Source organism: Pseudarthrobacter sp. HLT1-3, from assembly GCF_059383535.1.
The window spans coordinates 274026-293383 of the sequence record NZ_JBWZCJ010000001.1 but is presented as its reverse complement, the minus strand read 5'-3'; the positions used below and the strand labels follow the sequence as shown (position 1 = coordinate 293383).

Sequence of the window (19358 nt, the reverse complement as noted above, 5' to 3'; positions counted from 1 at the left end):
TGCAAATTCTCAAAGTAGGAGAGCAACAATGCGCGCACTGCTGGTCGACGAGTCCTTGTGGGGCAACACAGACGCAGTCCAAGCTCGCTCGTCCCCGCGCGAGCCAGCCCGCGGCGTCCGGGAATGGCTTAGCCGGCTTGAACGACCCGGCGCCGAGATCCCCCCAGTCACGGCGCGGACCGGCGATGTGCTCACGCAACTTGGTAGTGGCTTGTGAAGATGTCGCCCGCCACCACGTGGCCTAACGGCGTGGGAGCCCCCTCCGGTACGTTGCCTCAGACTTGGCTGTGGCTTTCCGTTTCGGCCGCGATGCTCGCATTCGGCGGAAGTGTTTTTGGGCTCCTTACGCCGGCGGCGGTCTACGGGCACGAGACGGACCAGCTCTTCAACGCAGCCATTGCCCAGGACGTGGTGAACGGCCTGCTGGTTTCCCCGTTGATCGTGGTCCTCGCTTGGCTGGCCAGAAGAGGATCGGTCAGTTCGTGGCTGTCATTGATCGGTTTTCTGGGTTTTACCGTATACAACTACTCGATCTACGCATTCTCGATCCATTTCGGTCCTCTATTCCTGGTTTGGGTAGCTGTTCTTGGCCTCTCAGTATTCGCACTCGTCGGCACGCTGGCCAGCGTCATTGCCGAGGTCACTCACTTGGTCGGGCGAACAGCTACGGGTCTTGCCGGTTGGGTTCTCATTGTGACCAGCGTCCTGTTCACACTTCTCTGGCTAAGCGAGATCGTCCCTGACCTCATGGCGGGGGCACCATCGACCAGCGCCTCGGCCTGGAATGTGCCGACCAACCCGGTTCACGTACTGGATCTGGCGTTCTTCCTCCCAGCGGTATTCACATCAGGGGTGCTCTTAATACGTGGACACGTGTGGGGACACGCAACAGCGGCTGGTTCCCTTGCTTTCCTCGGGCTGACGACCTTACCGATACTCGTCACGCCAATCGTGTCGTATCTTCGTGCAAGCCCTGCAGGATGGTCCATCATGGTGCCCATCGGAGCTCTCGCGGTTGTCCTCTGGGTGGTCTTCTTTCGGCAGCTGGATTCAACGAGTCGACAGCAACGAAACCATGTGATGGGCTCGTCCCAGCACTAGGCTGATCGCGCCCGCCGCGGCACGCACCGTCGGAACAGTGGCCCGCGCCGGCACTCCGTTTGAGTGTCCGGCCCGGCCGTGCGATCGAACGGCTGGGCCGGAATGCGGTGGAGAAGTCAATGCTGAAACACGCCAGGCAGCCGTTGGTGACAGAAGTCAGCCTCGCATCCTTGATTCGGCGGGACCACTGGTCCACGTCAGTGGCGTATGTTCCCGGGATGCAGCACTGTAGGGGTGCCGGACGGCCTGCGGAGCCAGGTGGCCTGAGGCACTGGTGAACATCAAGAAGTCCCATCCCCAGAATGCTGGGAAGGGGCGGACTGTTCGACATCCCCCTGCGTTTGTGGCCACGACACGGGCACTGTCCGCCTAGGAGGGCTCGACTTTGTAGACTCAATGGAGATTCGACATGTCTCCCCTACTGAGACATGCCCGCCAACGGAAGAGCATCGATGAAGATTATCGTCCTAGTTAAGGAGGTCCCCGACACGTACGGGGACCGAAAACTGAACCTTGAAACAGGCCTTGCCGATCGAGGAGCCAGCGAGGCAGTCATTGATGAGATCGGTGAGCGGGCGTTGGAACTGGCCCTGACGTACGCGGACGCTAACGCGGGCACTGAGGTCGCGGTCCTCTCCCTTGCTCCCGAGAGTGCGACGGCAACGATTCGCAAGGGCCTTGCGATGGGTGCGGGAAGCGCCACCCTCGTCGCTGACGAGGCGCTCCGGGGTGCGGACCTGGGACTTACCGCGGAAACCCTTGCAGCAGCGATCCGTCGCGTTGAGTTTGACCTTGTGATCACCGGCAACGTTTCCACCGATGGGTCCGGCGGCATGATTCCCGCGATGCTTGCAGAATTGCTTGACGTCCCGCTTGCTACCGGCCTCAGCTCCGTGGAGATCAGCGACGGCGCGGTGTCCGGCTCCAGGCCCGTTGAATCCGGCGTACAGAAGGTGTCAGCGAACCTGCCCGCGGTAATTTCCATTACCGAGGCGCTTCCCGGGCCGCGCTTCCCGAACTTCAAAGGAATTATGGCGGCGAAGAAGAAGCCGCTTGAGACGCTTACCCTCGCCGACCTCGGGATCACGGCCGACAACCCGGACGCGGCGCGTTCGATCATGCTGACCGTTGCAGAGAAGCCCCCGCGTGCGGCCGGCGTAAAGATCATTGATGAGGGTGATGCCGGCGAGAAGCTCGCTGCCTTCCTTGTCGAAAACCGACTGGCTTAGGGAGTAACGACATGACTGAATTCGCTCGTGACGCAATCCTGGTCGTCATGGAAACCGGCCCTTCCGGTGAACTCGAGAAAGCTGCGGCAGGACTCTTCGGTGCTGCCGCTGCCGTTGGCACGCCAGTTGCATTGGTCCTTGCCGCACCCGGCACTGGGAGCGCCGCCGCCGCGGAGGCCTCGGTCCTTGGTGCCGCGCGCGTACTGATCGCGGAGGCGCCGGATCCTGCTGCGCTCGGAGTGCCGAGCGTTGATGCGCTTGCCGCCGCTGTGGAAAAGGTGCAGCCGGATGCGATCCTGATTTCGCATTCCCTAAATGGGCGTGACCTTGCCGGCCGATACGCCGCTCGAACGCGTGCAGCGATTTCCGCCGATGCGATCGGCGTCTCACGTGATGACGAGGGCGTCGTGGCACACCACTCCGTGTACGGCGGTGCCTACGATGTGACGTCAACGTCCACGTTTGGGGCGCCGGTAATTACGGTTCGTCAGGGCTCCATCGAAGCGCGTACTGCGGCCCAGCCGGAAGCGTCGGAGACCTTGGAAGTGGAGCGCTCCGAGAAGCCGGCCGCACGGATCGACTCGTTCGAGGAGGCAGTTGTTGCCACCTCGCGGCCGGAGCTGCGTGGTGCAGCGAAGGTTGTCGCGGGCGGTCGCGGCCTCGGGTCGGAGGAACAGTTCGCCCTCGTTGGACAGCTCGCCGATACACTCGGTGCTGCCGTGGGTGCCTCGCGTGCCGCGGTGGATGCGGGCTACATCCCGCAGGCGCATCAGGTCGGCCAGACCGGGGTTTCCGTGTCATCACAGTTGTATATCGCGCTGGGCATTTCCGGCGCGATCCAGCACCGGGCTGGCATGCAGACCGCGAAGACGATCGTCGCCATCAACAAGGATTCAGACGCGCCGATCTTCGAGATCGCCGACTTCGGTGTGGTCGGAGATGTCTTCAAGGTTGTGCCTCAGCTGATTAGCGCCCTTGAGGCTCGGAAGAATCAGTGATGGCATCTCTGTCTCGGTCCGTCCGGCGGGGCCTGCCGCGCGTCGAAGGTGGAGACCCCTGGCCTGCAGCAGGCCAGGCGCCCGCACACATCGTCACGGCAGCAGCCGAAGCCCGGTCGGCGTCTGATTCCGGGGTGGGACCGGTCACCGCCGGGCCGGCGCCTGCCACGCCGGCGGCCGCCGCGCCCTCTGCCCCCGCTGCTGCCGCCCAGGAAACGGCGCCGGCTGCGGCGTTGTCCGCCCCGGCCACCGCAGAGAACGCAGGCGCCGCCGCAGCGTCGCGGCAGCTTCGCCGTGGCCTGCCGCGCGTGCCGGGCGGCGAACCCTGGCCGCCAGCGGGCGAGGCTTCGCTGTCCGTGCCGGTTCGATCCGGGGCTCCCGCCGCAGTCGCCCCGCCCGCGCCGGCCCCAGATACTGCTGCTGCTCCCCAGGCCGCGCCGGCCGCAGCTGCTGCCGCGCACGCAGCGCCCGCCTCGACGTCCGCTGCAGCTACCCCGGCCACCGAACCCGCCACGCTGCCGGCGGGAACCACCCCGCTTCGCCGCGGTCTTCCCCGTGTCCCCGCTGGTGAACGGTGGCCGCCGGCCGGACTTGCTCCGGCGGTCGCCGCCGCCCCCGCGGTGCACGCAGCTCCCGAACACAACGCCCAGCCCCAGGCCCCGGCTACCACCGAGGCGGAGCCCAGTGCCGAGGTGGAGCCCGTTGCCCAGGCCCGGCCGACGGCGGCTGCGACCGCCAGTGCACCCGCGGTCCCAGCCGCACCCGCAGCGGCGGCCAAGCCCGCCGTCGTCGACAAGCCCGCCGTCGTCGAACAGCCCGTGCGGCCAAAGGCCGAGGCAAGGCTCTACGGTTCGCGCACCCTGAATGAGTGGATCAAACGCGTCGCGCTCCTCGCGCTCGGCGCCGTGGCCGCCGCAGCGATCCTTGTGCTCGCCGCGCGCGGTGTGACGACGCTGCCCGGCGTGCCAGAGTTCCTCGTGAGGTACCCCGGCGAGTATCACCTGCCCGAGACCGCAGAGCCGGGCTTCCCGTGGTGGGCGCAGTGGTCGCACTTCCTGAACATCTTCCTGATAGTGCTCATCATTCGCTCCGGCTATCAGGTGCGCACCCAGCAGAAGCCGCCGGCGTTCTGGACGCCCAAGCGCGGCGGCAAGAAGATCAGCATCAACCTGTGGCTGCACCAGTCGCTCGACATTTTATGGCTGGCCAACGGGCTCATCTTTGTGGTGCTGCTGTTTGCCTCCGGCCACTGGATGCGGATCGTGCCGACCAGCGCGGAGGTGTTCCCGAACGCGCTCTCCGCACTCCTGCAGTACATGACCCTGGACTGGCCCGTGGAGAACGGCTGGGTGAACTACAACAGCCTGCAGCAGCTCATGTACTTCCTCGTGGTGTTCATCGCGGCCCCGCTTGCGGCGATGACCGGTGTGCGCATGAGCGAGGTCTGGCCGAAGGACGCGAAGACGCTGAACAAGATCTACCCGGTGGAGGTTGCCCGCGCGATCCACTTCCCGACGATGCTGTTTTTCGTGCTGTTCATTCTCATCCACGTGTTCCTGGTGTTCTCCACCGGTGCGCTGCGCAACCTGAACCACATGTTCGCCGGCACCGACGTGGTGAACTGGGTCGGGTTCTGGCTTTTCGCGGCCGCAATCGCCATCACCGTGGCCGGGTGGTACGCCGCCCGCCCGATCCTGCTCGCACCCATCGCGAAGCTGTTCGGCCAGGTGAGCAGCCGCTAGATCCGGCCCCTACGACCAACGCGTCTTCCGGGGATCGGACACAACGTTCCGCAGGAGGCCCGGACGCGTTCGCACAAGCCGTGGCGAGCCTGCCCTAGGTGCTTCCGCGCGCGGGCCCGGGCTGTTCGCTGCTGCAGGAAGCCGGCCCCTCGCGCCAGGATTCAGGGCAGAATGGAACGCATGACCCTTACGACGTTCGCCCTTGTCCGCCACGGCCAGACGGATTGGAATGCTCAGCGCCGGCTGCAGGGGTCCACCGATATTCCACTGAACGACGTCGGCCGCGGCCAGGCGCGTGACGCCGTCGCCGTCCTGTCCGGCTACCAGTGGGACACCATCGTGTCCTCACCGCTGAGCCGTGCCGCGGAAACCGCCGACATGATCGCCGCGGGGCTGGGACTCGGCCCCGCCCGCCGCATAGCGGAACTCACCGAGCGCAGCTTCGGCCCCGCGGAGGGCTTGCAGGACGGCCCTGAACTGGACGCACTCCGGATCCCTGGTGGTTTCCGGGGCGCGGAAAGCGGGGACGGGGCAGCCCGCCGCGGGTTGTCCTCGCTGGAAGCCCTCGCCGAGGAGTTCCGCGGCCGCAGGGTCCTGGTGGTCGCCCACGGTTCGCTGATCCGTGTGACCCTCAGCCGTGCCATCGGCCGCACCCTGCAAAGCGTCGACAACGCCGTGCTCAATCTGGCCCACCACCATACTGTTGACGGCTGGCAGCTCGAATACTTCAACGGCGAGCGGATTGCTGCCGGCGTTCCGGGCTGACCAGTACTGCGGGCCCGTTCCTGAAGGGACCGACGACCTAGTCTGACGACCGGTGAAGGACAAAGATGCCGCCGTAAGCGGGCTGGTCCGATCGTTGCCGGTCACTGTCGGTGTATTCGCTCAGCACAGCGTAGATGCGCGTGATGAGGTCCTCAGCGTCTCCCTCGGAGAGGTGCAGCACGAAGCGTGAGAGGCTGGCGAGCGCATCCGGCCCAGCTTCCATCAGCTCCTCCCGAAACGCCTCGACCGGTGCCAGCGGACCGCCCGGACCAACTTCACGCAGTGCGGTGTCCAGATTCCAGGACCGCCCCGTGGAACGATACGGCTTCTCCAGCGCACCACTCTCTCCCGTACGGACCTCGGCGGGTTCCAGGAATCCGCTGGAGAGCAATTGCCGCACGTGATAGAGCATCGTCCCCGGATCCTGGCCCAGGCGGTCGGCGAGTTGCTTGTTGGTCAGTTCGTGGAGCCCGCACAGGCGCAGGATCCGCAAGCGCAGCGGATGGGCCAGCGCCTTGATTTCGCGGGCGCTTGCGGCGGGTTTCTTCTCCGCGCTCGTCTGTTCTGCGTCCGTCATGTACTCATCCTACAAATTGATGTACTAGATTCAACCCCCTTGAATTTTCTCAATCAATAGGGAATGGTTCACCTATGACTGGTCAGGCTGCGCAGGTTAAAGAACGGCAACGTGCGCCGCTGGGTGCGTCCTACTGGAAGCTGTGGACCTCATCCGGGCTGTCCAACCTCGCGGACGGCGTCTTCAAAATCGCGCTGCCGCTGCTGGCCGTTCAGCTCACACAGTCACCCACGCTGGTTGCCGGGCTGACCGTCGCGGCGACGCTTCCCTGGCTTCTCTTCGCGCTAACTGCCGGAGCGCTGGCCGACCGGCTGGACCGGCGCAAGCTCATGTTGTGGGCCAACCTCAGCCGCGCGATGCTGCCCGCCGTGCTGGTCGCCGTCGTCCTGCTGGATCTGGGCTCCATTTGGGCTCTGTACGTTATTGCATTGATGGTGGGTGTGGCTGAAACGCTCTACGACACCTCCGCGCAGTCGATCATGCCCCAGGTGGTGCACAGGGATCAGCTTCCGCGCGCCAACGGCCGGCTCTACGCCGTCGAGCTCACCGCCAACCAGTTCGTTGGTCCGCCGCTGGGCGGGCTGCTGGTGGCCATCGGCGTCGTGGCGGGCCTTGCCGTGCCGGCGGCGCTGTGGCTTGCGGCCGTCGGTGGCCTGCTCCTGGTCCCGGGGGCTTTCCGCATCGAACGGGAGCAGAAGACGACACTGCGGTTCGACATTGGCGAGGGTTTGCGGTTCCTCTGGAACCAGAAGATCCTTCGCACGCTCGCGGTGATGACCGGGGTGTTCAACTTCGCATCCAGCGCGGCTTTCGCGGTCTTAGTGCTGTTTGCCGTGGGCCCGGCTTCAGAAATGAAACTGTCCGAGGTGGGGTTCGGCCTCCTTTTGACGACCTCCGCACTCGGCGCCTTCGTCGGCTCATTCATCTCCGAATGGGCGGAGGCCAGGCTGGGCCGGTCGAAGTCCCTGGCGCTCACGATCCTCGGGAGCGCGCTGTTGGTAGGTGCGCCCGCCATGACCGACAACCCGTATCTTCTTGGCGCACTCCTCTTTGTGGGCGGCATGCTGATCATGCTGTGGAATATCATCACCGTGTCCCTGCGCCAGCGCATTGCTCCCGCCCGCTTGCTGGGCAGGGTCAACAGCGCCTACCGGCTGCTCGCGTGGGGCACCATGCCGCTCGGTGCAGCAGCCGGAGGTCTGCTGGCCCAATGGCTGGGGCTGCAGGTCATGTTCGGCATCATGGGAGTGCTGACCCTCGCGCTGCTCGGGATGATGCCCATCCTCACGGACAAGGCCATAACCGCGGCCGACGTCGAATCCTAAGTTGCGCGGGCGCTTTCCCCGTGGGCGCGTGCTGCACCTCAGGGCACATCCGAGACGCCCGTGTAGGTCGCGTAAGTGGCGAGTCCGGCTCGTTCATAGACCTGGAGGGTGAGTCCGCCAGGGGTGGCCTGGCTGCTGACGAGACGCAGTCCCGCGGACGGGCCGCGGTCGGGGAAGAGACGGCGACCGAGACCGACGATGACGGGAGCGACCACGAGCCGGAGCTCATCGATCAGCCCTGCGGCCAGCAGGGACTGGACGAGCCGGGCGCTTCCGTGGATCTGGAGTTCCCGCCCGGGTTGCTGTCTAAGTTCCGCGACCTGGGCTTCGACGTCGGCGGAGACGATCGTGGTCGGATTCCATGAGCCGGTGGTCAACGTGTGCGAGGCGACGTATTTGGGCAGGCTGTTCATGAGCACGGTGAAGGGATCATTCGGATCTGTGATCTGGGGCCAGGCCCTCGCGAAGGCGTCGTAGGTACGCCGGCCGAGCAGGAGTCCGTCGGCCTGGCCGAGCCATTCCGCGGCCTGGCGGATGAATGCTTGGTCCATGTAGGGGACGAGCCATCCACCCCGGGTAAACCCGTCGCTGGTGTCTTCCTCGGGCGATCCCGGGCCCTGCGATACGCCGTCGAGGCTCACGAACTCGGTCACTGTCAGCTTCATGGTCTTCTCCCTGCTCGGCACGATTAGGCTATGCAACGCAGACGCCAAGGGCAATGGCTGTGCGTCGCCGAATACAGCGGGCGCGTCCGCCTTCCGGTTCTGGGGACAATGCGGCCGGCGGGGCCAGAATGGCAGCATGAGCTTTACATCCTTCGGCCGCGTCCAGACCCCCGTCCTGGACATCGGGTACGAGTCCGCGGGCACTCCGGACGGGACCCCGGTCATCCTGCTGCACGGGTTCCCGTACGACGTTCGGGCCTTCGACGGCGTCGCTCCGATCCTCGCCGGCCAGGGCGCCCACGTGCTCGCGCCGTATCTTCGCGGCTTCGGGCCGACCCGCTTCCTTCATCCCGCGACGGTCCGGTCAGGGCAACAAGCCGCCCTCGGGCAGGATCTCGTCGACTTCATGGATGCCCTCAACATCGAGCAGGCAGTCGTTGCGGGCTACGACTGGGGCGGCCGGGCGGCGTGCATCGTGGCGGCACTGGACCCCGGACGCGTCGCCGGCCTGGTCACCGTCGGCGGCTACAACATGCACAACCTCGCGCGTTCCGGCGAGCCTGTGGACCCGGAATGGGAGCGTAGCTACTGGTATCAGTACTACTTCCACTCCGAGCGGGGCCGCCGCGGGCTGGAACGGAACCGGAACGACCTGTGCGAACTCCTCTGGCGGACCTGGTCGCCCGCCTGGGCTGGCGCACACCAGGCGTTTCCCGCCAGCGCCCCGAGCCTGCACAACCCTGATTTCGTCGACGTCGTCATCCACTCCTACCGCCACCGGTACGGACTGGTCGACGGCGACCCCCGGTACCAGCGGTTCGAGGACCTGATCGCCCAAGAGCCGCGGATCACCGTTCCGACGGTGGTGCTCGAAAGCGGGGACGACGGCGTCGGCGGCCCCGCGGCGACAGCCGGCAGAGACCACTTCACCGGCCCCTACAGCCAACGCGTCCTTCCGGGGATCGGACACAACGTTCCGCAGGAGGACCCAGACGCGTTCGCACAGGCCGTGGCGAGCCTGTTCGGCTAAGTGCCCGACGGTGACTGGTTCCACCTCGGGCCCAGCGGGAATGACTATGGCAGCTTGCATGGCCATCGAGTCGACCCAATCCCGGCCTCTGAGACACTGAGGGGGTTGTAGTGATCCCCAGCACATGGAGAGAAGTCATGAAGTACAACCCGGCCATCGAACCAAGCCCGTTGCCTCACTCGCCCTTCAAAAGCTGCACTATTCCCCGTCCCATTGGCTGGCTCTCCAGCGTCAGCACCACCGGCGTGGAAAACATCGCCCCCTACAGCCAATGGCAGAACCTGACGTTCGACCCGCCCATGGTCATGTTTTCAGCCAACCAGCACCCCGACGGGCGCCGGAAGGACACCGTGATCAACGCCGAGAGCACCGGCTGGTTCGTTTGGAACATGGCGACCTATCCGCTTCGGGAAGCCGTTAACAAGAGCGCCATGGCACTGGGCCCGGAGGAAAGCGAATTCGATCATCTGGGGCTCACACGCAGCTACGCCGATAATTACCCGATCCCCATGGTGCAGGAGAGCCCCGTGAAGTTCGAGTGCAAATACCATTCCACCCACCGGATCCCGGGGGCCACCCCCGCAGGGACGGTCGACGTGATCTTCGCAACCGTTGAAACCATCCATATCGACGATGCGGTCATAACCGCTGACGGACGGCTGGACATCAAGAAAATCGAACCCATTGCCCGCCTGGGCTACTTTGACTACACAGTGGTGCGTGAGACCTTCGAAATGCGGGTCCCCGGCACGGAACAGGACGCCCGGACGGGCAAGGAAGGACGAGCAGCATGAGCAGCGAGTTGACGTCGAATTCCATGCCCACGAAACCATTGCGCTGCGCGGTCGTCGGCGGTGGCATCATCGGTGTCGCCGTTGCACGGGAGCTGATCAACCGACTGGACGGCGCTTCGGTGACGGTCTACGAGAAGGAGGAGAAACTCGCCTATCACCAGACGGGCCACAACTCCGGAGTAGTGCATGCCGGCCTTTACTACGAACCCGGTGGCCTGAAAGCCACCCTCTGCCGCCGGGGAGTCGATCTGCTGAAGGAATACTGCGCCGCCAAGAAGCTCCCCTACGATCAGTGCGGAAAGCTGGTAATCGCCCAGACGGCCGAAGAAAGCCGGCGGCTTGACGACATTTTTGTCCGGGCACAAGCCAACCGTGTGCCCGGGGCCGCGATGCTAAGCAGCGAGGAGATCAAGGACGTGGAGCCGAATGCCGTCGGCCTCTCGGCACTGCACTCGCCGGAAACGGCCATCGTTGACTACGCCGCTATCACCAACGCCCTTGCCGACGATGTCCGCCAGGCAGGCGGGCAGATCAGGCTGGGACAGGAAGTCAGCTCCCTGGAGCAGCAGAGGCAGGGCGTCGTGGTGCACACCAGGGACGGAAGTGAACACTACGACCTTGCGGTGGCCTGTACCGGGCTTCAATCCGACCGGCTGGCCGCGTCGACGGGGGAACCGTCCACCCCCCGCATAGTGCCGTTCTTTGGGCAGTACTTTCTCCTCGGCCCGGAGGCACGCAACCAGGTCAAGGGACTGATCTATCCGGTCCCTGATCCGCAGCATCCGTTTCTGGGTGTCCACCTCACCAAGCGCATCGACGGCGAAATGATGCTGGGCCCCAACGCCTTCATCTCGTTCGGACGGGAATCCTACTCCTGGAAGGACGTCAATCTGCGCGATGTCCTGGACTACGCGCTCTTCCCCGGTTTCTGGAACTTCGCCCGCAAAAACCTGCCGTCGGCAGTGCGTGAGTTTCAGACGGTCATCAGCAAGCGCAAGTTCATCGGCGAGGCAATGCGCTTCGTCCCCTCGCTTGAGGGTGCGTCCATCATTCCCGGCACGCGGGGTGTACGCGCCCAGGCGATGAACGGGGATGGGTCGCTTGTGGATGACTTTGTGATTGCCCGCCGCCAGGACCTGGTCCTCGTGCGCAACGCACCCTCCCCAGGTGCCACATCCTCCCTGGCCATCGCCGAATACATCGTTAGCCAGGCGCTGGAAGGGCGCGACGTCCCCGGGCGGGCCACGGGGCAACTCCCTCACTGACCAAGGACAACGCGACACACCCAGGGCCGCACTGCGTCAGCCCCGCCGGATGCCGCGACGGCTTGGCCGCGGCTTCCGGCAGGGTCTGCTCAGCGGAAGGCCGGAATCCCGGTGATGTGGTTGCCCAGGATCAGCGTGTGCACCTCGTCCGTGCCCTCGTAGGTGCGCACGCTCTCGAGGTTGTTGGCGTGGCGCAGCGGGGAGTATTCCAGGGTGATGCCGTTGCCGCCGAGCATGGCACGGGCATCGCGGCAGATCTTGATCGCTTCGCGGCAATTGTTGAGCTTGCCCACGGAGATTTGGTGCGGTCGGAGGACTCCGGCGTCCTTTAGCCGGCCCAACTGCAAGGCAAGCAGCGTGCCCTTGTTGATCTCCAGTGCCATGTTGACTAGTTTCTCCTGGGTCAGCTGGTAGCCGGCGAGCGGTTTGCCGAACTGCATGCGCTGCTGCGAGTAGTCCCGCGCCGTGAGGTAGCTGTCACGGGCCGCTCCCATGGCACCCCAGATGATGCCGTACCGGGCTTCGTTGAGGCACTCGAACGGGCCGCGGAGTCCCTTGGCGTTGGGAAGCATGGCACTCGCCGGCAACCGGATGTCCGCCAGTTCAATGTCGCACTGAATGGACGCGCGCATGGAGAGCTTCTGCTCGATGGGGGTGGCCGTGAAGCCGGGAGTGTCGGTGGGGACGACGAAGCCGCGGACGCCGTCGTCGGTCATGGCCCAGATGATGGCCACCTGCGCCACCGAGGCCAGCCCGATCCAGCGCTTGCTGCCGTTGAGGATCCAGTCGTTGCCGTCGCGCTTTGCGAAGGTCTGCATGTTTCCGGGGTCGGATCCGGCGGAGGGCTCGGTGAGGCCGAAGCAGCCTATGGCAGTTCCGGCGGCCATGCGCGGAAGCCACTCGAGTTTCTGCTCTTCCGATCCGTGCTTGGCTATGGCGCTCATGGCCAGCGAACCCTGGACGCTGACAAACGTCCGCAGACCCGAGTCGCCGGCCTCCAGCTCCAGGGCGGCCAGGCCATACTCCACCGAGGACCGGCCCGGGCAGCCGTAGCCCTTGATGTGCATGCCGAGCAGTCCCAGTTCCGCCATTTGCGGGACAATCTCCAGCGGGAATTCCGCGCGCTCGAACCAGTCGGCGATGTTCGGTTTGATGACGGAGTCCACGAAGCCGCGGACTTTTTCCCGCACGGCGAGTTCCTCCGGCGTGAGCAGTGTGTCGATGCCGATGAGGTCTGATGTATCAGTCATGGTGCTACTTTCCGGTGGGTGTGGGTTGGAGGGCTGCCGGTTTGTTCTGCTCCGCGAAGGTCGCGCCGCGGTGTTCGCCGAGCAGCGGCGGCAGCCGCCGGTAGGTGGCGGGCGTTTCCGAGAGCTGGATGGGGTTGGCTACCTGTCGGGAGGTCCGGGGGCTGGCCCCGTCCGCAATCTCCACCACGGGCTCCAGCCCCAGGTCCGCGGCCAGCTGGATCGCCTCCACGATGGAGTTGACCTTGCCGGCAGGGACGCCCGTTTCGCTCAGAAGTCCCGACCATTCCACCGCCGGCTTATGCCGAAGCTGCTCCTCAAGCAACGCCTTCAGCTCGACCCGGTGGGCCACCCTGTTCTCGTTCCCGCGGAACCTGCTGTCCTCCGAAAGTCCGGGAACCCCCAGCACCCGTGCCAGGGCGGCAAACTGCTTGTCCGTTCCGACCGCCAGGGCGAGTGGCCCGTCCGCGGTTTGCATCGTCTCGTAAGGCGCAATGCTGGGATGAGCGTTGCCCATGCGCTGCGGGGACTCGCCGGTGGCGAGGGTGCTGGACGCCTGGTTGACGAGCCCGGCAAGCAGCGAGGACAGCAGGTTGACCTCAACCCGCTGGCCCCTGCCGGTCTGGTCGCGGCTCCGCAGCGCGGCCAGGATGCCCACCACTGCGTTTTGGCCGGTCACCACGTCCACCAGTGCCACCCCCACCTTGCTCGGTTCCGACTCCGGGGATCCGGTGACGCTCATCAGTCCCCCTACGGCTTGGACCAGGAGGTCGTATCCGGGCAGGTGCGCCCCGCCCTTGCTTCCAAATCCGGTGATGGAGCAGTAGACCAGGTCCGGGCGCTCCGCCCGGAGGGTCTCATAGTCCAGGCCGAACCGCTGCATAACGCCCGGGCGGAAGTTCTCAACAACGACGTCGGCTGCCAGCGCTATGTCCCGCGCCTGGGCGAGCCCTTCCCCGGTGCCCAGGTCGCACGCGACCGAGCGCTTGTTCCGGTTGACGCTGGAGAAGTACGTACCCGCGCCGTGTTCGTCCACGGGAGGCACCCAGGCTCGGGTGTCGTCACCGGCCGGGCTCTCCACCTTGATCACATCGGCGCCGAAATCAGCGAGCATCATGGTTGCAAAGGGTCCGGCGAGCACCCGGGAGAAATCCGCCACCTTGATTCCGGCCAACGGTGCGGCGGCGGGAGGGCCATCCGGGACAAATTGTGCGCTGTTCAACGAGCGTCAGCTCCTTCGGTGGTGGTTCTCGGGTCTCCGCTGGAGGCGGTCACGGGATTACGGAGGGTTCCAAGCCCCGTCACGCGGCATTCGGCGACGTCCCCCGGTTCGACCTGGACTGCTCCGGGCGTTCCGGTGGAGATGATGTCACCCGGGAAGAGCGGCATTACCTTGCTGTGGAAACTGATCAGGTATGCCGGGTCGTAGCGCATATTCGACACCGTATTGCTGCGGCGCACCTCCCCGTTGACCACGGTGGATACCGTGACTTCGGCCAGGGACCCGGCGGTATCCTCCACCTCGGCGAGGGGCACGATGCGGGGACCGAAGGAAAAGAATCCCGGAAAGTTTTTGGAGCGGGTAAGGAACCGCGGATTGCGCTGCAGGATGTCCTCGGCCGTCTGGTCCAGTACCGGTACGACGCCGGCCAGATACGACAGCGCATCCTCCGGCTCGACATTGCGGCAATACCGGCCGATCACGACGGCGATCTCCGCTTCGGTCGTGGTGCGCTGGCTCTGCTCCGGAATCGGGATGTTCTCGTCCGGGCCGATGACCGTGTGGTCACCTTTGATAAACGAGGCAGGCTCGTCGGGCACCGCCTCGGTTAGGTCGGAGGCGTGCTCCACGTAGTTCAGTCCGATCCCCCACAGCATGCGGGGGTGCCGGTAAGGGGCGCCGTAGGTGAGGTGCTCGGGATCGCGGAAGACGGCGTCGTCGGCCTTGGCTGCGGCTGTTTCCAGATCCCCGAGCAGGTCCCCGGTGAGGACGTCGAGAATGTCGCCGGTAAAGCCCGGGAGCAGATCGCGGACCAGCGCGGCTCCGCGTTGCGGGTGGACGACGGCCGCCTCTTCCCGGGCCTGCCCGGGGTTGGGCCTGTCGGGAGTGTCGCGGATCGCGCAGAGATGAAGGATGCGGGACGTCATGGGAATTGTTCTCTCTGTTAGTAGGAACGGACGAGTCCGCCGTCGCAGCGGATCTGTTCCCCGGTCACGTAGGATGCAGGTCCGCTTGCCAGGAAGGCCACGACTGCGGCGAATTCCTCGGGCCGGCCGTACCTGCCGGCAGGGATCGTTGCTTCCGAGGCCGCCCTCGTCTCTTCCGGCGAGCGGCCGGTGCGTTTGGCCGCCGTTGCGTCCAATGAGCCAACGCGGTCGGTGTCGATGCGGCCCGGGAGCACCATGTTGACGGTCACGCCGTCCTTTGCCACCTCCGCCGCCAGGGTCTTGAGGTAACCGGCGAGCCCGACCCGCCCGATGTTGGACAACGCCAGGTTGGGCAGCGGCTGCTGCACCCCGCTGGAGCCCACCGCCACTACGCGCCCCCACCCGCGCCCCCGCATGCCGGGAAGCACCAGGGCGGTGAGTCGAATGTGTTGCAGCAGCAGCTGGTGAACAGCGTCAAGGGCCTGTTCGTCGGAGATGTCCGCGGCGCCACCGGGAGGCGGTCCGCCGCCGTTGAGGATGAGCACATCGACGGGGCCAAAGGCCCCCACCGCGGCTTCCACCAGCGCCGACGGGGCGCCGATGTCCGTGAGGTCGATGCCGATGCCGACGGCGGAAGCCAGACGCGCAGCTTCCGCCTGCACCAGGTCCCCGCGACGCGCAGCTAGCACCACGTTGGCGCCTTCGTCGGCCAACGCCCGTGCGATGGCGAGGCCTATCCCCGAGCTAGCGCCCGGAACCAGAACGTTCTTTCCCTTCAACCCGGTGTCCATCAGGCAATCACCGCCCTAACGGCTTCGAGGTGGGCATCGATCAGGTACGCTAGTGCTTGCGGCAGTCTCGGAGCAGGCGGCCGTACGATGGATTCGGAGATGATGCCGCGGCGGCGCAGTACTTCCTTGCGCAGTGCCAATCCGACGCCGGGCTGGGCCTCGAAGTTCACCAGGGGCAGCCACGGTGCGAACGCGTCGCGGGCGGCGCGGAAGCCGCCGTCGGTCCATGCGGTCAGCGCGGCCTGGAGACCCTCGGGATGCGAGAATCCGGTCATGGCACCGGCCGCGCCGGCGGCCAGCTCATCCAGCAGTCCCACTCCTCCAAGCCCGCCGTATACGGGCACGGACGTGGCGCGCGTCAGCGCGGCAATCGCGGAGGCGGTCGGCGGAGCTTCCGACTTGACGGCCGCGATGAACGGGCACTGCGCCAGGACCTCAAGGATCTGCACCGCATTGATGTTCACGCCGGACGCCAAGGGGTAGTCCTGCAGCACGATTCCCGCGCCCGTTGCCCGGTGCACGGCGGTCAGGTGGGCCGCGAGCACCTCTGGATCGGAGCTGTTGGCCTGCACCATAAGTGCTGCAAGGTTGCTGCCCGCCGCTTTAACCGCGACACGGGCTTGCTCCAGCGCCACTGCCGTTGACCGGGCTGAAAGGCCCACCACGAGAGGCGCGCCCTTCCCCTCCTCCGCGACGGTGCGCACAACCAGGGCCTGCTCCTCGGTATCCAGGGATGCCCCCTCGCCGAAGACGCCAAGCACCACCATTCCGGTGGCCGGTATTGCGGTGTAGAGCTGCACTTCACGGCGCAGGGAAACGGTGTCCACGGCAAAATGCGTTCCGCTGAACGGTGTGGCCAGAACTCCCCAGAGCCCGAGGGCAAGGGGCGGGATCGATGTCGTCATAGTAAGGTGTCGTCCTTTCGGCCAAGGGCCATTGGAAACTGCGTGTTCGGGCGCTGGTCAGCGACGATGGCGGGGCTGGCGACCGGCCATTGCGGACGCCGGACAAGCGCCTGTGAAGGTCACGTCCGCTCTGGCTTTGTCTCCGGGGACGTGGACACGGCGGCGGCTCCGCCCGGTTCGTCCCGGCGATGCCGGCGCAGCCCGAGGATGTGGACCAGAACGCCCACGGCAATGATGGCCGCTCCGATGCCGATGTAGAGGGGTTCCATCACCAGCATGGGGAGTGATCCGACGCCCAGCAGAATCCTTTCGGGCCAGCGGGCTGGGCCGAGGAGCCAGGCCCCGGTTGCCACGGCAAGGGAGGCCACGGCCAGGAGCGAGACGATGAACGCCAGTGCAACCGTCCCGGGACCGCCCTGCAGGAGCAGCCCGACGCCGTCGTCGGAGAGCACAAAGATGAACGGGACCAGGAACGCCGACAGCGTGTACCGCCAGGTCAGCCACATCGTCTTGATGGGTTTGCCGCCGGTTATGGCCGACGCCGCGAACGGCGACAGTGCGGTTGGCGGTGACACCTCGCTGAGCACCGAGTAGTAGAAGATGAACATTGCGGCGGCGAAGGCCGGCACGCCGACATCCTGCAGTGCGGGTCCGATGATCACCCACGAAATGATGAAGCTTGCCGTTACCGGCACGGCAAGTCCCAGGAGGGTGACGGAGATCGCGGAGAAGATGGCGGTCAGGAGAAGGCTGCCGCCGGCAAAGTCCACGATGATGTTCGCGAGCTTCAGGCCCAGGCCGGTGAGGGTCATGATGCCGACGATCAGGCCGGCGGCCGCCATGACGGGGATCACGGAGAGGGCGCCCATGGCGCCGAGGGCGAGCGCGTCCCAGATGCGCTTGGGCGTCAGCCAGGACTGGCGGTCCAGGAAACTGAGTATGAATGCGAGACCGGTGGCGTAGACCACGGCCCGGAACGGTGTCATGCCCAGGGACATGAACACCACGATCGCGATGAGGGAACTGAAGTGGTAGCCGAACCGCAGCAGCAGTTTGCCGACCGGCTTGACGTCCAGCTCCACCGCCTTGGTCTTGAACCGCCGGGCGTCCATTTCGATGGCGAGGATGATGCCGAAGTAGTAGAGGACGGTGGGAATGGTGGCCCAGATGAGCACCTGGAGGTACGAGACTCCGAGCAGCGCGGCGATGATGAAGGCTGCGGCGCCGAGGGTGGGCGGGGACATGATGGCGCCGATACCGGCAGCCGCCAGGATGGCGCCGCCGTGTTCCTTCGGGTAGCCGGCCTTGCGCAGCAGGGGCCAGGAGATGCCACCGAGGGTCACGGTGGTGGCGACGCCGGAACCCGACACGGTGCCGAGCAGGAAGCCGGCCAAGGTCACGGTCCGGCCGGGGCCCGACTTCGACTGCCCGAAAGCGGAGAACGAGAGGTCGATAAAGAATTTGGTGGCGCCCGAGGCGCCCAGGACGGCGCCGTAGATGGTGAAAAGAATGATGTACGACGCCGCGACGTCGGTGGGAACCCCGAACAGCCCTTGCGTGCCCATGACGTTGTGGCCGACGAGCCGGATCCAGTTGAAGGAGGCCGTGTTGAACGGAGCAGGGACGAAGGAACCGAACGCCGCATACGCGAAGAAGCCCATCACGACCAGCGGGACGAGGATGCCCACCGTCCGGCGGGATGCTTCCAGCGTAACCAGGATTGCGATCACGCCCATGGCCAGGTCCAGGTAGGTCGGTGTGATCGCGCGGCGGAAAAAGCCGTCCCAGTCCGAGATGATATAGGCGAACGGAACCACGGCAATTGCAGCGAGCAGCCAGTCCAGGATGGGCGGGTTGTCCGCACGTCCGGACTCCTTGGCCCCGGTCGAGCGGCCCCACCCGCGGTAGACCAGGAACGTCATGGGCAGCGCGATCATCAGGAACGCGGGCAGGTAAAACTGGGTGGGCATCGGATTGAAGACCCAGTACAGGGCGAACAGGGACAACGCCACACCGATAACCTTCACCGCGGTGCCGGGCAGCCCGCTGAGGTGCCGGGCAGGTTTCTCCGCCTCGTACTCCGCGATCAGCGCCTCTTCATCAATCACCCCGCCGTTGTCCCTGGGGATGCCGGCGACCTCTTTGTCCGCGCCAGACTTGTCCGCGTCAGCTTTGTCCGCGTCAGACCGCATGGCGTGTCCCGGGGGTTCAGGCGAGGTGCGTGCCTGAACGGCTCCGTTGCCGTTGGGTGTCTCGGTCATGGGGTCTCCTTGAGGGATAGCACAACGAACGGGTCGCTGTCTTCGACTAGCTTCCATAGTTCAAGTGGCGGGGCACCCGGGACGTACACGGTGCGGCGGCCCAGATCGGTTGCTGCCAGCGACAGTCGGCTGAACTCCGCAGGGCGCCCCGGATCGGGGTCGGTCACCCATTCCCTGCGGTCGGTGTCCCCGGCCGCGGACGGCGGTCCGGGGACGGCGTAGTACTCTTCCAGCACCGCGAGCTGGTCGGCGGCCAGCTGGGCCAGGCGGTAGCTTCCGTCGGCCTGGACGGTGTACCGCTCTTCGGCGACGGTGCCGTAGATGGAATTGCGGTAGCTCACTGCGAACGTGTCCCCGGAAAGGGGAATACTGGCCAGCACGCCGCCGTCGTTGCTGATCACCATGGCGCGGGCACGGTGGGACTCCGCCGGCGCGCCGGCCACGGCAATCCCGCCCGCTCCCAGGAGGGCGAGGCAAACGAGGCCGACGACGGCGGCGGCTGGCTTCCGCATGGG

18 protein-coding genes are annotated in these 19358 nt (G+C 65.8%); 9 read left to right on the top strand and 9 right to left on the bottom strand.

Annotation, left to right across the window (positions count from 1 at the left end):
- Positions 1–249: 249 nt before the first annotated feature.
- From AC50X9_RS01320 to AC50X9_RS01300, 5 genes are all read left to right on the top strand, one after another.
- Positions 250–1101: a hypothetical protein gene (locus AC50X9_RS01320; RefSeq protein ID WP_494889320.1), complete on the top strand. Its 852-nt coding sequence runs from the start codon at positions 250–252 to the stop codon at positions 1099–1101.
- 452 nt (positions 1102–1553) lie between these two features.
- Complete coding sequence (locus tag AC50X9_RS01315; RefSeq protein WP_494889318.1) at positions 1554–2330, top strand: electron transfer flavoprotein subunit beta/FixA family protein; 777 nt, start codon at positions 1554–1556, stop codon at positions 2328–2330.
- 11 nt (positions 2331–2341) lie between these two features.
- Positions 2342–3328 carry an electron transfer flavoprotein subunit alpha/FixB family protein gene (locus AC50X9_RS01310; protein WP_494889316.1) on the top strand — a complete coding sequence of 329 codons (987 nt, stop codon included), beginning with the start codon at positions 2342–2344 and terminating at the stop codon, positions 3326–3328.
- Positions 3328–5070, top strand: a complete 1743-nt coding sequence (locus tag AC50X9_RS01305; protein WP_494889314.1) for a cytochrome b/b6 domain-containing protein — start codon at positions 3328–3330, stop codon at positions 5068–5070. Before AC50X9_RS01310 ends, AC50X9_RS01305 begins: the two co-directional genes overlap by 1 nt.
- A gap of 171 nt (positions 5071–5241) precedes the next feature.
- The gene (locus AC50X9_RS01300) at positions 5242–5835 is read left to right on the top strand and encodes a histidine phosphatase family protein (RefSeq protein WP_494889312.1); all 594 of its coding nucleotides are present in this window, start codon (positions 5242–5244) and stop codon (positions 5833–5835) included.
- Between the two features lie 37 nt (positions 5836–5872).
- Here the strand turns inward: AC50X9_RS01300 and AC50X9_RS01295 are convergent, their stop codons facing one another.
- Positions 5873–6412, bottom strand: a complete 540-nt coding sequence (locus AC50X9_RS01295; RefSeq protein ID WP_494889310.1) for an ArsR/SmtB family transcription factor — start codon at positions 6410–6412, stop codon at positions 5873–5875.
- Between the two features lie 74 nt (positions 6413–6486).
- Here AC50X9_RS01295 and AC50X9_RS01290 point away from each other — a divergent pair, with 74 nt between their 5' ends.
- Complete coding sequence (locus tag AC50X9_RS01290) at positions 6487–7737, top strand: MFS transporter (RefSeq protein ID WP_494889309.1); 1251 nt, start codon at positions 6487–6489, stop codon at positions 7735–7737.
- Between the two features lie 38 nt (positions 7738–7775).
- Here the strand turns inward: AC50X9_RS01290 and AC50X9_RS01285 are convergent, their stop codons facing one another.
- Positions 7776–8402 (bottom strand): dihydrofolate reductase family protein, encoded by a 627-nt coding sequence (locus tag AC50X9_RS01285; protein WP_494889307.1) that lies wholly within the window; start codon positions 8400–8402, stop codon positions 7776–7778.
- A 136-nt stretch (positions 8403–8538) separates the two neighbouring features.
- Between AC50X9_RS01285 and AC50X9_RS01280 the strand changes: the two genes are divergently transcribed.
- From AC50X9_RS01280 to lhgO, 3 genes are all read left to right on the top strand, one after another.
- Positions 8539–9432, top strand: a complete 894-nt coding sequence (locus AC50X9_RS01280) for an alpha/beta fold hydrolase (RefSeq protein WP_494889305.1) — start codon at positions 8539–8541, stop codon at positions 9430–9432.
- Between the two features lie 137 nt (positions 9433–9569).
- Entirely contained in the window at positions 9570–10226 is a 657-nt protein-coding gene (locus AC50X9_RS01275; protein WP_494889303.1) for a flavin reductase family protein, read from the top strand.
- A complete protein-coding gene (gene lhgO / locus AC50X9_RS01270; RefSeq protein ID WP_494889301.1) occupies positions 10223–11491 on the top strand; it encodes an L-2-hydroxyglutarate oxidase in 1269 nt (422 codons plus the stop codon). The genes AC50X9_RS01275 and lhgO overlap by 4 nt, the downstream gene beginning before the upstream one ends.
- An 89-nt stretch (positions 11492–11580) precedes the next feature.
- Here lhgO and AC50X9_RS01265 read toward each other — a convergent pair whose 3' ends face one another.
- The 7 genes from AC50X9_RS01265 to AC50X9_RS01235 form a co-directional block, all read right to left on the bottom strand.
- Positions 11581–12741 (bottom strand): acyl-CoA dehydrogenase family protein, encoded by a 1161-nt coding sequence (locus tag AC50X9_RS01265; protein WP_494889299.1) that lies wholly within the window; start codon positions 12739–12741, stop codon positions 11581–11583.
- Between the two features lie 4 nt (positions 12742–12745).
- Positions 12746–13960 carry a CaiB/BaiF CoA transferase family protein gene (locus AC50X9_RS01260; protein WP_494889297.1) on the bottom strand — a complete coding sequence of 405 codons (1215 nt, stop codon included), beginning with the start codon at positions 13958–13960 and terminating at the stop codon, positions 12746–12748.
- On the bottom strand, positions 13957–14886 hold the full coding sequence (locus tag AC50X9_RS01255) for a fumarylacetoacetate hydrolase family protein (protein ID WP_494889295.1): 930 nt from the start codon (positions 14884–14886) through the stop codon (positions 13957–13959). Before AC50X9_RS01255 ends, AC50X9_RS01260 begins: the two co-directional genes overlap by 4 nt.
- 17 nt (positions 14887–14903) lie before the next feature.
- Entirely contained in the window at positions 14904–15665 is a 762-nt protein-coding gene (locus AC50X9_RS01250) for an SDR family oxidoreductase (protein ID WP_494889293.1), read from the bottom strand.
- A gap of 11 nt (positions 15666–15676) precedes the next feature.
- A complete protein-coding gene (locus AC50X9_RS01245) occupies positions 15677–16582 on the bottom strand; it encodes a dihydrodipicolinate synthase family protein (protein WP_494889291.1) in 906 nt (301 codons plus the stop codon).
- A 119-nt stretch (positions 16583–16701) separates the two neighbouring features.
- Positions 16702–18843: a TRAP transporter permease gene (locus AC50X9_RS01240; protein ID WP_494889289.1), complete on the bottom strand. Its 2142-nt coding sequence runs from the start codon at positions 18841–18843 to the stop codon at positions 16702–16704.
- Entirely contained in the window at positions 18840–19355 is a 516-nt protein-coding gene (locus tag AC50X9_RS01235; RefSeq protein WP_494889287.1) for a hypothetical protein, read from the bottom strand. Before AC50X9_RS01235 ends, AC50X9_RS01240 begins: the two co-directional genes overlap by 4 nt.
- Between the last annotated feature and the right edge of the window lie 3 nt (positions 19356–19358).